Here is a 13,232-nt window from a genome sequence, read left to right as displayed (position 1 = left end):
AGGGGGCGACGGCCCGTACCGAGGGGTGCGACCCCGGCTACTTCTCGAGCGGCCCGCGGCTGCGGACGGTGAGGCGGTCGCCCGCCTCGTCCCGCTCGACCAGGACGGTGTCCCCGTCGTGCACCCGGCCGGAGAGGATCTCCCGGGCCAGCTGGTCGCCGATCGCGGACTGCACCAGCCGGCGCAGCGGCCGGGCCCCGTACGCCGGGTCGTACCCGGTGAGGGCCAGCCAGTCGCGGGCGGCCGCGGAGACGTCCAGGGTGAGGCGCCGCTCGCGCAGCCGCTCGCCGAGGCGGGCGATCTGGAGGTCGACGATGCGGCTCAGCTCGGCGGTGCCCAGCGGGTCGAAGACGACGATGTCGTCGAGCCGGTTGAGGAACTCCGGCTTGAACGCGGCCCGGACGGAGTCCATGACCAGGGCCTTCTTCTTCTCCTCCGGGTTGGCCGAGTCGACCAGGCTCGGTTCATTGAAAGCATGCGAACCCAGGTTGGAGGTGAGGATCAGGATCGTGTTGCGGAAGTCCACCGTCCGGCCCTGGCCGTCGGTGAGCCGGCCGTCGTCGAGCACCTGGAGCAGCACGTCGAAGACCTCGGGGTGGGCCTTCTCCACCTCGTCGAGCAGCACCACGCTGTACGGGCGGCGGCGGACGGCCTCGGTGAGCTGGCCGCCCTCCTCGTAGCCGATGTACCCGGGCGGGGCGCCGACGAGCCGGGAGACGGAGTGCTTCTCGCCGTACTCGCTCATGTCGATGCGGATCATCGCCCGCTCGTCGTCGAAGAGGAAGTCGGCGAGGGCCTTGGCGAGTTCGGTCTTGCCGACGCCGGTGGGGCCGAGGAACAGGAAGGAGCCGGTCGGGCGGTCGGGGTCGGCGATGCCGGACCGGGTGCGGCGCACCGCGTCCGAGACGGCCTGGACTGCCTCGCTCTGGCCGATCAGGCGCTGGCCCAACTCCTCCTCCATGCGCAGGAGTTTGGCGCTTTCGCCCTCCAGGAGACGGCCGGCCGGGATGCCCGTCCAGGAGGAGACCACGTCGGCCACGTCGTCCGGGCCGACCTCCTCCTTGACCATCGAGGCCGTCGCATCCTGGTCCGCGGCGCGCTCCTGGGCCTCGGTGAGCTCCTGCTCGGCGGCCGGGATCTCGGCGTACATCAGCTTGGACGCCCGCTCGAAGTCCCCGTCGCGCTGGGCGCGTTCGAGGGCGCCGTGCAGGTCGTCGAGGCGCTCCTTGAGCTCGCCGACGTGGTTGAGGCTCTTCTTCTCCTGCTCCCAGCGCGCCGTCAGCACGCTCAACTGCTCGTTCCGGTCGGCGAGATCGCGCCGCAGCCGGGCCAAGCGGTCGACGGAGGCCGGGTCGGACTCCTTCTCCAGGGCGAGCTCCTCCATGCGCAACCGGTCGACGGAGCGCTGGAGTTCGTCGATCTCGACGGGGGAGGAGTCGATCTCCATCCGCAGCCGGGAGGCCGCCTCGTCGACCAGGTCGATCGCCTTGTCGGGCAGGAAGCGGGAGGTGATGTAGCGGTTGGACAGGGTGGCGGCGGCGACCAGGGCGGCGTCCGCGATCTGCACCTTGTGGTGCGCCTCGTACCGGCCCTTGAGGCCGCGCAGGATGGCGATCGAGTCCTCGACGCTGGGCTCGCCGACCAGCACCTGCTGGAAGCGGCGCTCCAGGGCCGGGTCCTTCTCGATGCGCTCGCGGTACTCGTCGAGCGTGGTGGCGCCGACCATCCGCAGCTCGCCGCGGGCCAGCATCGGCTTGAGCATGTTGCCGGCGTCCATCGCGGAGTCCCCGCCGGCGCCCGCGCCGACCATGGTGTGCAGCTCGTCGATGAAGGTGACGACCTGGCCGTCGGAGGCCTTGATGTCGTTCAGGACGGCCTTGAGCCGCTCCTCGAACTCGCCGCGGTACTTGGCGCCCGCGACCATCGCGCCGAGGTCCAGCGCGACCAGCCGCTTGCCGCGCAGCGACTCCGGGACGTCCCCGGCGACGATGCGCTGGGCCAGGCCCTCGACGACGGCCGTCTTGCCGACGCCGGGCTCGCCGATCAGCACCGGGTTGTTCTTGGTGCGGCGGGAGAGCACCTGGATCACGCGGCGGATCTCGTGGTCGCGGCCGATCACGGGGTCGAGCTTGCCGTCCCGGGCGGCCTGGGTGAGGTCGGTGCCGAACTTCTCCAGGGCCTTGTAGGTGCCCTCGGGGTCGGGCGAGGTGACCTTGCCGCTGCCGCGCACGTCCTTGAAGGCGGCGAGCAGCGCCTTGGGCGTGGCGCCCTGCTGCACCAGCAGCTCGGCGGCCGCGCCGCCCTCGGCCGCCAGGCCGACCATCAGGTGCTCGGTGGAGACGTACTGGTCGTCCAGGTCGTCGGCGCGCTTTCCGGCCTCGGTGAGCACCGCGAGGGTGTCCCGGGCGAGCTGGGGCGCGGCGACGGTGGAGCCCATCGCGCTGGGCAGGGCCGTCAGCCGGCGGCGCGCCTCGGCGTCGATCCGGGAGACGTCCGCGCCGACCGCCTCCAGGAGGGGCCGGGCGATGCCCTCGGGCTGTTCCAGCAGGGCGATCAGGATGTGCACCGGCTTGACGTCCGGATTGCCGGCCGAGCCGGCCTGCCGGATCGCGGCGGACAGGGCGTCCTGCGTCTTGGTGGTGAACTTGCTGGCGTCCACTGCTGGGGGGCCTCCTCGTCGTCCTTCACTCACTTGCCACGTACAGCATGCACTACCTTGAGTCTATTCCGCTCAACTTTGGGCCGACGGGCTCCGCCGGCTGCCGCGGGTCAGCGACAGCAGCTCCCGGGCCGGCCCGCCCGGCCGCTGCCCCAGCGGCCACACCGCGCGCAGCGGGCGCCGCAGGTCCAGCCCGTCCGTCAGCGGCACGGCGACCAGCCGGCGGGTGGCCAGCTCCTCCGTCACCACCAGCTCGCTCAGGCAGACCGGCCCGGCGCCCGTCATCGCCGCCGCCTTGAGCGCCGTGGACGAGGCCAGCTCCATCCGGGGCGGCGCCGCGCCCCCGTACGGCGCCAGCGCCGCCTCCAGCACCTCCCGGGTGCCCGAGCCCGGCTCGCGCAGCACCAGCGGGGTGGCGGCCAGCTCCGGCCCGGTGAGCGGGGTGCGCCGCCGCGCCCACGGGTGGCCGGGGGCGACCACGACCACCAGGGAGTCGGCCGCCACCGCCGTCCCGGCCAGGCCCGCCGGGATGGCCGGGCTCTCGATGAAGCCGAGGTCGGCGTTCCCGGCCAGCACGTGCTCGGCGACCCTCGCCGAGTTGGCCGTCCGCAGCGTCACCGCCGTCCCCGGGCTGACCTCGGCCAGGGCGAGCAGCCAGCCGGGCATCAGGTACTCGGCGACGGTCAGGCTGGCGACGACCCGCAGCTTGGCGTCCCGCCGCTCCCGCAGCGCGTCGATCCCGGCGTCCAGCGCCTGCGCGGCCTCCACCACCTGCCGGGCCCACTCGACCACCAGCCGGCCCGCCTCCGTCGGCGTGGAGCCACGCGGGGAGCGGTCCAGCAGGGGGACGCCGATCTGGCGCTCCATGCCCTTGATCCGGGCGCTGGCGGTCGGCTGGCTCACCCCGAGCTCGGTGGCCGCCCGGCCGACGCTGCCCAGGCGGGCGACGGCGAGCAGGAGTTCCAGGGCGCCGAGTTCGGGGACGTGCGGGGAGAGGGACATAGAGCCAGGCTATGTCGTCATAGAGCCCCGGGCGCTACCGGCGCCGGGGCCCGGCGGCGAGGGTGGAGGCATGTCCACTTCGGCCGCGCACCCGCTCCGCCTGCCCCTCCGCCTCGCCGGCCGCGTCGGCCTGCGCGGTCGCTTCGACCTCGCCCAGCTCGGCCCCAACTGGTACGCCGCCGTCATGGGCACCGCGATCGTGGCCAACGGCGCCGCCGCCCTGCCCGTACGGGTGCCCGGGCTGATCGGCTTCGGCGAGGCGATGTGGGCGCTCGCCCTGGCGGCCCTGCTGGTGCTGGTCGCGGCCCGGACCGTCCACCTCACCCGGCACCGGGGGGAGGCCGCCGCCCAGCTGCTGGACCGCCCGGCCGTCGCCGTCTTCTACGGCTGCCCGCCGATGGCCCTGCTCTCGGTGGGCCTGGGCACGATGCTGGTCGGCTCCCGGGTCATCGGCACCGGCCCGGCGCTCGCCCTCGACGCGGTGCTCTGGAGCCTCGGCACCCTGTACGCGCTGGCGGTGGCCGCCGGCATCCCGTACCTGATGATCACCCGGCACCCGGTCTCCGCCCTGGAGGCCAACCCGACCTGGCTGCTGCCCGTGGTCGCCCCGCTGGTCGCCTCGGCCTGCGGCCCGGTGCTCGTCCCGAACCTGCCGGCCGGGTGGGCGCAGGAGGCCATGCTGTACGGCTGCTGGGGGCTGTTCGGGATCGGGCTGCTGGCCACGCTGGTGATGCTGCCGGTGGTGTTCACCGGGCTGTTCCACAGCAAACTGCCCGCCCTGGTGCTCACCCCCTCGCTGTTCCTGGTGCTCGGGCCGCTCGGCCAGTCCGTCACCGCCGTCCACCAGCTCTCCGACGCCGCCCGCCCGGTGCTGCCCGCGCTGGCGCCCGCCATGGCGGCCCTCGCCGAGCTGTACGGCGTCGCGGTGATCGCCGTCGCGATGCTCTGGCTGGCCGTCGCGGCCACCGCCAACCTACGCGCCCGCCGCGCCGGGATGCCCTTCGCGATGACCTGGTGGGCCTACACCTTCCCCGTCGGCACCTGCGTCACCGGCGCCTCCGCGCTCGCCCGGCACACCGGATTCGGCGGCTTCACCGCGCTCGCCACCGGGCTGTACGTGCTGCTCCTCGCCGCCTGGGTGGCGGCGGCCTCCGGTACGGTCTCCGGCCTCGCCCGCGGCCGGCTGCTGGCCCGCTGAGGGGTATGCCCCCGGGGCCTGTCGGGCGAGTCCGATTGCAGGAACCCGAAGCTGCATGAATGACCGTGAACGGCCAATCGGCTGCGCCGATGCGGAGCGTCAACATCCCTTCACCGGGCCCCTCTTCGCCCGAATCCAACCGGCCGACCGGACGGTTCCGGGCGCCTCCGCGTGCAGATAACTGCAATTGCGCGAACATGCACTCGAGGGGCACTTGTTCACCGGCCGTCACACTGTGAAAGTGGAGTCACGCCAAGCCGACCGGGCAACCGCAGCCCGACGGTGGCCGCTTGCTCTTCGGAACTGACCACCGGTGCATCGTCCCGTGCCGGTGGAACGGGGGGGAAGAGCGCCGGCCCGGGTCCATGTGTGGTGATGGACCCGGAGCCCGGAGCCATCGAGGTGTTGCTGCTCCACCTCGAAGGAAGCGCCTTGGCCTGGCGTGGTGATGGCGGCCCCCGGGGGTCCCGGTGTGCGACGGCACCCGGGCCCGGGGGTCCGCCCTCAGCCCGGTACCGTGATCACACCCGGCGGGCCGGGCCGCAGACGCACCTCGGTCTCGGACGCTCCCGCCGGCGGAAGACCATCGTCGACGGGCACCTCCCGTCGACGGCACCGCCGACCGAAACGAACGGGGGCGGCACCAGGGGAGAGGCGTCCGGCAGGGAGTGTGCGACGTGACGGCGGAACCGGCGGTCGCGCCGCACCACCAGGGGCCCGAGGGGGACGAGCCCGACGAGGCCGCCCGGCAGCTCTACTACGACGTGCTCGCCGAAGGCGGCCGCATCAGCGCCACCGCGGCCCAGGACGCCGACCAGACCGCGCTGCGCCAGCTCCTCGACCTCGGCCTGCTCAGCCCCAACGCCCTCGACGACGGCTACACCGCGGTCAGCCCACGCTCCGTCAGCGACCGGCTCGGCGCCGAACTGCGCAGCGAGGCCACCCGGTTGCTCGTCCGCGCCGAGAGCCTCCCGCACGCGCTCGACGGCCTCACCCGCGCCTACGACGAGATGGCCGAGCGGCCCGGCCGCCCCGGCGAGGCCGTCTACGTCGAGGGGCACGTCCACATCCGGCAGCGGATCGCCCAACTCGTCTCGGACTGCCGCACCGAGGTCCTCACCGCCCAGCCCGGCCGGCGGCCCAGCGAATCCCTGCGCGTGGCCCGCCTCCAGGACGTCCGGCTGCTCCAGCGCGGCTGCGAACTGCGCACCATCTACCAGCCCGTCGCGCTCACCGAACCCGCCGCCCTCGCCTACGCCGAGGAGGTCACCCGGCACGGCTCGCAGCTGCGCGTCCTGGACGAGCCCTTCCCCCGGCTGATCATCCTCGACCGCGCCGTCGCCGTCGTCCCGGTCGAGGACGACGACAACGTGGCCGCCTTCATCAGCGACCAGGCCGCCGTCTCCTTCTTCGTCGGCGCCTTCGAACGGGACTGGGTCCGCGCCGACCCCGCCGAAGCCGCCGCCGCCCTCGGCCACGGGCCCTCCCCGGCCGTCCCCGACCGGGTCGGCCGCCTCCTCGTCCGGGGCCTCACCCAGAAGGCCGTCGCCACCCGGCTGGGCCTGAGCGAGCGCACCGTCGCCGCGCACATCTCCCGGCTGCGCGACCGGTACGGCGCCCAGACCCTCTTCCAGCTCGGCTGGCTGATGAGAGGCTCGCGCGACTCCACGGACCCCGAGCGGGGAGGCCCGCGATGACCGACGGACCCGGCCCGGCCGAGAGCGCCCTCTACCTCGCCGCCGTCCGTCGCGGCGGACGCCTGCGCCCCGAGGACCTCGCCCCCGAGGACCGCCCCACCCTGGCCGCCCTCGTCGCCCGCGGCCTGCTCGCACCCACCACCAGCGGCTGGACCGCCGCCAGCCCGCGCGCCCTCGGCGACCGCCTCGGCGGCGAACTGCGCACCCGCGCCACCCGGCTCCTCCAGCGCGCCGAACACCTCCCCGACGGCCTCGCCCCGCTCGCCCTGGCCTACGACAGCGCCCAGCCCCCGGGCCCGGGGAACGCCGCCCCCGCCGTCCGCTCCGTCCACCTCGACGGCGACGACGCCGTCCGCGGCCGCATCGCGGGCCTCATCGCCGACTGCCGCGAGGAGTTCCTCTCCGCCCAGCCCGGACCGCGCCCCGTCGAGGCCATGCGCTCGCACCTGCCCCGGGACCTCGCCCTGCTGCGGCGGGGCTGCACCATGCGCACGCTGTACCAGCCCGTCGCCGCCACCGAACGCCCGGTGCTGGAGCAGATCTCCCTGCGCACGGGAGCGGGTGCCCAGATCCGCGTCCTCGCCGAACCGTACGCGCGGATGATGCTCTTCGACCGGTCGACCGCCGTCATCCCCGCCGGCGAGGGCAGCAACAGCGCCGTCGTCCTCACCGACCCCGCCACCATCTCCTTCCTGATCACCCGCTTCGAACGGGACTGGACCCGCGCCACCCCCGCCGAAGGCCACCTCGGCCCGCCGCACCCCACCACCGTCCGCGTCGGCCGCCTGCTCGCCCGGGGCCTCACCCAGCGCGTGGTCGCCGTCCGGCTGGGCCTGAGCGAACGCACCGTCGCCGCCCACATCTCCCGGCTGCGCGAGCGCTACGGCGCCCAGACCCTCTTCCACCTCGGCTGGCAGATGCGCGGGGCCGGCGATGCCTGAGTCCCCCTCGCTCGCCGCCGTCCTCCCGGACACCGCCGCGCGGGCGCTCTACCTGGCCGTCCTGCGTGAGGGCGGGCTGGTGCGCGCCGCCGAGGTCTCCGCCGCCGACGAGCCGGCCCTCCAACGGCTCGTCGAACTCGGCCTGCTCGTTCCCAGGTTGCAGGACGCCTCCTACAGTGCCGTCGACCCCCGGGCCACCACCGAGCGGATCGGCGCCGATCTGCGCGGCGAGGGCGTCCGGCTCCTCACAGAGGCCGACCGGCTCCCCGAACTGATGGGCGAACTCACCCGTGCCTACGACGCCACCCCCAAGCGGCGCCCCGGAACGGCCGGCGTGCGCTACATCACCGGTGTGGAGGAGATCCGGCACGAGATCTCGCAGCTGAGCGAGGAGTACCCCAAGGGCGGCCTCACCGCCCAGCCCGGCGGCCCCCGTCCCGCCGAACTCCTCCCCGACTCCCTCGACCGCGCCCGTCGCATCCACCAACGCGGCGGCACCCTACGCACGTTGTACGAACCCTCCGCCAGACTGGACCCGGCCACCGTCCGCTTCGCCGCCGAGGTCGCCGGCCTCGGCTGCACCACCCGCGTCCTGGCCGCGCCCTTTCAGCGCTTCCTGGTCTTCGACCTCACGGTGGCCGTCATCCCCGCCGCCCCCGACTACCGGAGCGCCGCCGTCGTGGACGACCCCTCGATGGTCGCCTTCGTGGTCTCCACCTTCGAGACCCACTGGCAGCAGGCCGAAGGCGTCAACTGGTCTGCCCTTGCCGCGGGTTCCGCGGACCCCACCGTCCACGACCAGACCGGCCGCCTCCTCGCCCAGGGCCTCACCCAGCGCGCCATCGCCACCCGCCTCGGCCTCAGCGAACGCACCGTCGCCGGCCACATCGCCCGCCTGCGGGAACAGCACGACGCCGAGACCCTGTTCCAACTCGGCTGGCAGATGCGAGGGGACCAGTCATGACCGACCGAGGCTTCACCCTGCCCGACGCCCCCGCCCGGGCCCTCTACCGGCGGATCCTGCACACCGGCGGCCGCATCCGGATCGCCGACATCCCGCCCGAGGACGCCGCGACCGTCCAGTCCCTGCTGGACCTCGGCCTGCTGAAGCCGTACGTCTCCGACGGCTCGCTCAGCGCCGTCAACCCGCGCTCCGTCACCGCCCGCATCGGCGCCGACCTACGCGCCGCCGGCACCCGGCTGCTGCGGCAGGCCGAGGAACTGCCCGACCTCCTCGGCGACCTCACCGCCGCCTACGACTCCGCGCCCCGCGACCACGCCTGCACCGGCTCCACCCACATCGTCGAGGGCTCCGAGAACATCCGCCACCGGATCTCCCAGCTCTCCGAGGAACTCCTCCACGAGGCCCTCTCCGTCCAACCCGGCGGCGCCCGCCCGCCCGGCGCGGCCGACGACATCCTCGACCACTCCCGCCGCTTCCTCGGCCTCGGCGGCTCCATCCGCACCCTCTACGAGTCCGGCGCCCGCCTCGACCCCGGCACCGTCCAGCTCGCCGCCCGCCTCACCGAACTCGGCTGCCACATCCGCGTCGCGCCGTTCGCCCTCCCCAAGATGATGGTCTTCGACCGCACCGTGGCCGTCATCCCCGCCGGAGCCGACGCCGCCGCCTTCGTCGAGGACCCGGCCACCGTCGCCTTCCTCACCGAGGTCTTCGAGAACTACTGGCGCCTCGCCGAAGGCGTCAACTGGTCCGCCCTCGCCGACACCCCCACCGACCCCGCCACCCCCGAACAGGTCGGCCCCCTCCTCGCCCAGGGCCTCACCCAACGCGCCATCGCCACCCGCCTCGGCCTGAGCGAACGCACCGTCGCCGCCCACATCGCCCGCCTCCGCGAGCTCTACGACGCCGAGACCCTCTTCCAGCTCGGCTGGCAGATGAAGGGGGCACGAGGTGCCTGACACCCTCCTCGACGACGCGGCCCGCGAGCTCTACCGCACTGTCCTCCGGGACGGCGGCCGCCTCCGCCTGACCGACATCCACCCGGTGGACGAGCCGGCGGTCGAACAGCTCGTGGAGCTTGGCCTGCTCGTCCCCCGGGCACTGGACGCCGCCTACACGGCGGTCAACCCCCGGGCGGTGAGTGAGCGGATCAGCGGCGAACTCCTGGAGGAGGGGGCCAGATTGGTCGCCCAGGCCGCGTTCGTCCCCACGTTGCTGGACGATCTGGTCAAAGCCTATGACGCCGCCCCACGGAGTCCCGTGAACGCCTCCTCGGGAGTGGAGTACGTGGCCGGGAAGTTCGAGATCCGGCACCGCATCGAGCAGATCGTGAACGACCACCCCAGCGAAAGTCTCCTGATGCAGCCCGGCGGCCCGCGCCCGCCCGATCAGCTGGCGCACGCCTCTGAGGCCAACCGGCGGTTCCTGGACCGCGGCGGCTCGCTGCGCACGATCTACGAGGCGTCCGCCCGGCTCGATCCGGCAACGGTCGCTTTCGTCGCCGACTGCACCGAACTCGGCGCGTCCTTCAGGGTGCTGCCCTTGACGTTCACCCGGCTGATGATCTTCGGTCGAGCGATTGCCGTCGTCCCCGCCGCCTGGGACCACAGCGTTGCGGCGTTCGTGGAGGAAGCGGCTGTGGTCGACTTCCTGGTCCGCGATTTCGAGCTGCACTGGCAGCGGGCCGAGGGGGTCAACTGGGCGGCACTGGCCGCCGGACCGACCGATTCGCTGATCCAGGACCAGGTTGGCGACCTCCTGGCCCAGGGCCTCGCCCAGAAGGGGATCGCCACCCGCCTGGGCGTGAGCGAGCGTACGGTCGCAGGCCATATCGCCCGATTGCGTGAACTGTACGACGCGGAGACGTTGTTCCAGCTCGGCTGGCAGATGAAGGGGGCCCGAGGTGCCTGACACCCTCCTCGACGACGCGGCTCGCGAGCTCTACCGCACGATCCTGGGCGAGGGCGGGCGCATTCACCTCGGCGAGATCGGCCCCGCCGAGGAACCGGTGGTCAAGCAGCTCGCCGACTTCGGCCTGCTGGTGTTCAGCGCCGCCGACGGTGCGTACAGCGCGGTGAACCCCCGGACGGTCAGCGAGCGCCTCGGCAACGAACTCCGCGAACGCGGTGCCGAGATGATCACCCGGGCGGCGCAGGTGCCCAGGATGCTGGACGGTCTCACTCAGGCGTACGACGAGGCCCCGCGCAGCCGTCCGAAGCCGTCCTCCGGAGTGGAGTACGTCACCGGGCTGCCGCAGATCCGGCACCGGATCGCCCAGATCTTCAACGACCATCCGGACGAGGCCCTGACGATGCAGCCCGGCGGCGCCCGTCCGCCCGAGTCCTTCGAGGACGCACTCGAGTTCAACCGGCGGCACCTCGAACACGGTGGCGCCATGCGGACGATCTACGAGGCGTCCGCCCGCCTGGACCAGGCGACGGTCTCCTTCGCGGCCCGCTGCACGGAACTCGGCGCCGTGTTCCGGGTGCTGCCCATCCCGTTCACCCGGCTGATGATCTTCGGGCGCGCCGTCGCCGTCATCCCCGCCGATCCGGACAACAGCAGCGCGGCCTTCGTGGAGGACCCAGCCGTGGTGGACTTCCTGGCCAGTGACTTCGAGCTGCACTGGCGCCAGGCGGAAGGCGTCAACTGGGCGGCCCTCGCGGCAGGTTCGACCGACTCGGCGACCCAGGACCAGGTCGGCCGCCTGCTGGCCCAGGGCCTCACCCAGAAGGTGGTCGCCACCCGGTTGGGCCTGAGCGAGCGCACGGTCGCGGGCTACATCGCCCGGCTGCGGGAGACGTACGACGCGGAGACTCTCTTCCAACTGGGCTGGCAGATGCGGAGCGTTCGCGATGCCTGAGCCGCTGATCGACGCCGTCGCCGCCGAGTTCTACCAGCGGCTCCTGCACGGGGGCGGTCGTCTCCGTGTGGACGAGATTCGCCTGGAGCAGGAGGGGGCGGTTGCTCGGCTCGTGGAGATCGGACTTCTCGTTCTGCGCACTGCGGACGGCACATACTCGGCCGTCAACCCGCGCATGGTCGGTGAGCGGATCGGTACGGAACTCCGGGAGGAGGGAGCACGGTTGATCAACCGGGCCGGCCGTGTGCCCAGGCTGCTGGACGACCTCACCCAGGCGTACGACGCGGCCCCGCGCCGTCATCCCAAACCCTTCTCCGGGGTGGAGTATGTCGCCGGGATGCCCCAGATCCAGCACCGGATCGAGCAGCTCCTGATCGACCACCCACACGAGGCTTTTTCGATGCAACCCGGATACCGCCCTCCCGCAAACATGGACGACGGCTTCTCCGCGAACCGGCGGTACCGCGAACGCGGAGGCACCATACGGACGATCTATGACGAATCGGCGCTACGCGATTCGGAGACGATTCTCTTCGCCTCCCGCTGCACCGAGTTGGGTGCCGTCTACCGGGTCCTGCCAGGACCTTTCACCCGGATGATGGTCTTCGGCCGCAAGGTCGCCGTCGTTCCCGCTTCCTCGGACAACACCACCGCAGCCTTCATCGACGATCCTGCGGTGGTCGCCTTCCTGTCCCGTGCCTTCGACCTGCACTGGCAGCAGGCCGAAGGCGTCAACTGGGCTGCACTCGCCGCCGGTTCGGTCGAGCCCGCGCATGAGCAGGTGTCCACGCTCCTCGCCCGGGGCCTCACCCACAAGGCGGTCGCCACCCGCCTCGGCCTCAGCGAACGCACCGTCGCCGGCCACATCGCCCGGCTGCGCGAACTGTACGACGCGGAGACACTGTTCCAGCTCGGCTGGCAGATGCAGAGGACCGAACGTGACGCAGCTTCCTGACGCCGCCGCCCGCGAGCTCTACCGGGCGATCCTCCATCAGGGCGGACGTGCCCGGCTCGGCGAGATCCGCCCGGAGGACGAACCGGCGGTCAAGCAGCTCTCGGACCTCGGCCTGCTGGTGCTGCGGATCGCGGACGGCTCGTACAGCGCGGTGAACCCCAGGGCGGTCGGTGAGCGGATCGGGTCGGAGCTGCGCGAGGAGAGCGCCCGGCTGCTCGCCCGGGCGGCGCTCGTCCCGGACCTCCTCGACGACCTGGCCCAGGCGTACGACACGGCCCCGCGCCGCACGGAATCGGCGGGGGGAATACAGCGGGTGTCGGGCAAGGGGGAGATCCGTCACCTGCTGTCGCAGATCGCCAAGGACTACCCGCACGAGTCGATGGCCGCCCAGCCGGGCGGGCCCCGGCCGCCCCACCACACCGCGGACACCCTGGTGTGGAGTCGCAGCTACATCGAGGCGGGCGGCGTGGAGAGAACCATCTTCGAACCGTCCGTCTGCGGGGACCCGCACACCGTCGAGCTCGCCCGGGAATCGACTCGGATGGGGTCCCCGATCAGGATTCTGGAGGGGCCGTTCACCAGGACGCTGATCTTCGACCGGGCGATCGCCCTGGTTTCGGCGGCTGCCGACAACTCGGTGGCCGCCGTGGTGGAGGATCCGGCGCTGGTCGGGTACCTGGTCGGCGTGTTCGAGCAGCAGTGGCAGCGGGCGCAGATCGTGGACTGGGAGGCGCTCGCCGCCGGCCCGACCACGCCGGCCGTGCACGAGCAGGTGGGCCGCCTCCTGGGGCAGGGGCTCACGCAGCGGGCGATCGCCACTCGACTGGGGCTGAGCGAACGGACGGTGGCCGCTCACATCGCCCGGCTGCGTGAGCTCTACGACGCGGAGACGCTGTTCCAGCTCGGTTGGCGGATGCGGGGAGCCCGGACGACGGGGGAGTCCGGGAGGTGACTCC

General features: G+C 73.0%; 11 protein-coding genes. 9 read left to right on the top strand and 2 right to left on the bottom strand.

Features of this window, described 5'->3' with window-relative positions; all coding sequences use genetic code 11:
• Nucleotides 1–37: 37 nt before the first annotated feature.
• Together clpB and ACIBCA_RS16160 are read right to left on the bottom strand one after the other, a co-directional pair.
• Complete coding sequence (gene clpB / locus ACIBCA_RS16165) at nucleotides 38–2,659, bottom strand: ATP-dependent chaperone ClpB (protein ID WP_396283504.1); 2,622 nt, start codon at nucleotides 2,657–2,659, stop codon at nucleotides 38–40.
• Nucleotides 2,660–2,731: 72 nt separating this feature from the next.
• Complete coding sequence (locus ACIBCA_RS16160) at nucleotides 2,732–3,661, bottom strand: LysR family transcriptional regulator (protein ID WP_396283503.1); 930 nt, start codon at nucleotides 3,659–3,661, stop codon at nucleotides 2,732–2,734.
• Between the two features lie 70 nt (nucleotides 3,662–3,731).
• Here ACIBCA_RS16160 and ACIBCA_RS16155 point away from each other — a divergent pair, with 70 nt between their 5' ends.
• The 9 genes from ACIBCA_RS16155 to ACIBCA_RS16115 all read left to right on the top strand — a co-directional run bounded on the left by ACIBCA_RS16155 (nucleotide 3,732) and on the right by ACIBCA_RS16115 (nucleotide 13,228).
• On the top strand, nucleotides 3,732–4,859 hold the full coding sequence (locus tag ACIBCA_RS16155) for a TDT family transporter (RefSeq protein ID WP_396283502.1): 1,128 nt from the start codon (nucleotides 3,732–3,734) through the stop codon (nucleotides 4,857–4,859).
• A gap of 677 nt (nucleotides 4,860–5,536) precedes the next feature.
• Nucleotides 5,537–6,556, top strand: a complete 1,020-nt coding sequence (locus tag ACIBCA_RS16150; protein WP_396283501.1) for a LuxR C-terminal-related transcriptional regulator — start codon at nucleotides 5,537–5,539, stop codon at nucleotides 6,554–6,556.
• Nucleotides 6,553–7,497, top strand: coding sequence for a LuxR C-terminal-related transcriptional regulator (locus tag ACIBCA_RS16145; protein WP_396283500.1), 945 nt, complete (start codon nucleotides 6,553–6,555; stop codon nucleotides 7,495–7,497). The genes ACIBCA_RS16150 and ACIBCA_RS16145 overlap by 4 nt, the downstream gene beginning before the upstream one ends.
• Complete coding sequence (locus tag ACIBCA_RS16140) at nucleotides 7,490–8,461, top strand: LuxR C-terminal-related transcriptional regulator (RefSeq protein WP_396283499.1); 972 nt, start codon at nucleotides 7,490–7,492, stop codon at nucleotides 8,459–8,461. Before ACIBCA_RS16145 ends, ACIBCA_RS16140 begins: the two co-directional genes overlap by 8 nt.
• Nucleotides 8,458–9,417, top strand: coding sequence for a LuxR C-terminal-related transcriptional regulator (locus ACIBCA_RS16135; protein WP_396283498.1), 960 nt, complete (start codon nucleotides 8,458–8,460; stop codon nucleotides 9,415–9,417). Before ACIBCA_RS16140 ends, ACIBCA_RS16135 begins: the two co-directional genes overlap by 4 nt.
• Nucleotides 9,410–10,369, top strand: a complete 960-nt coding sequence (locus tag ACIBCA_RS16130) for a LuxR C-terminal-related transcriptional regulator (RefSeq protein WP_396283497.1) — start codon at nucleotides 9,410–9,412, stop codon at nucleotides 10,367–10,369. The genes ACIBCA_RS16135 and ACIBCA_RS16130 overlap by 8 nt, the downstream gene beginning before the upstream one ends.
• Nucleotides 10,362–11,321, top strand: coding sequence for a LuxR C-terminal-related transcriptional regulator (locus tag ACIBCA_RS16125; RefSeq protein ID WP_396283496.1), 960 nt, complete (start codon nucleotides 10,362–10,364; stop codon nucleotides 11,319–11,321). Before ACIBCA_RS16130 ends, ACIBCA_RS16125 begins: the two co-directional genes overlap by 8 nt.
• Nucleotides 11,314–12,276 (top strand): LuxR family transcriptional regulator, encoded by a 963-nt coding sequence (locus ACIBCA_RS16120; protein WP_396283495.1) that lies wholly within the window; start codon nucleotides 11,314–11,316, stop codon nucleotides 12,274–12,276. The genes ACIBCA_RS16125 and ACIBCA_RS16120 overlap by 8 nt, the downstream gene beginning before the upstream one ends.
• A complete protein-coding gene (locus ACIBCA_RS16115) occupies nucleotides 12,260–13,228 on the top strand; it encodes a winged helix-turn-helix transcriptional regulator (protein ID WP_396283494.1) in 969 nt (322 codons plus the stop codon). The genes ACIBCA_RS16120 and ACIBCA_RS16115 overlap by 17 nt, the downstream gene beginning before the upstream one ends.
• Nucleotides 13,229–13,232: the final 4 nt, after the last annotated feature.

This window comes from Kitasatospora sp. NPDC051170 (assembly GCF_044455705.1).
In the GTDB taxonomy this organism is placed as follows: Bacteria; Actinomycetota; Actinomycetes; order Streptomycetales; family Streptomycetaceae; genus Kitasatospora.
The sequence above is the reverse complement of the archived record's forward strand: the minus strand, read 5'-3'. Positions and strand labels throughout refer to the sequence as shown.

Bases quoted from the DNA above. Each gene is read 5' to 3' on its own strand.
- ACIBCA_RS16160 (WP_396283503.1), bottom strand. From the start codon at position 3,661: ATGTCCCTCTCCCCGCACGTCCCCGAACTCGGCGCCCTGGAACTCCTG.
- ACIBCA_RS16155 (WP_396283502.1), top strand. From the start codon at position 3,732: ATGTCCACTTCGGCCGCGCACCCGCTCCGCCTGCCCCTCCGCCTCGCC.
- ACIBCA_RS16145 (WP_396283500.1), top strand. From the start codon at position 6,553: ATGACCGACGGACCCGGCCCGGCCGAGAGCGCCCTCTACCTCGCCGCC.
- ACIBCA_RS16140 (WP_396283499.1), top strand. From the start codon at position 7,490: ATGCCTGAGTCCCCCTCGCTCGCCGCCGTCCTCCCGGACACCGCCGCG.
- ACIBCA_RS16135 (WP_396283498.1), top strand. From the start codon at position 8,458: ATGACCGACCGAGGCTTCACCCTGCCCGACGCCCCCGCCCGGGCCCTC.
- ACIBCA_RS16120 (WP_396283495.1), top strand. From the start codon at position 11,314: ATGCCTGAGCCGCTGATCGACGCCGTCGCCGCCGAGTTCTACCAGCGG.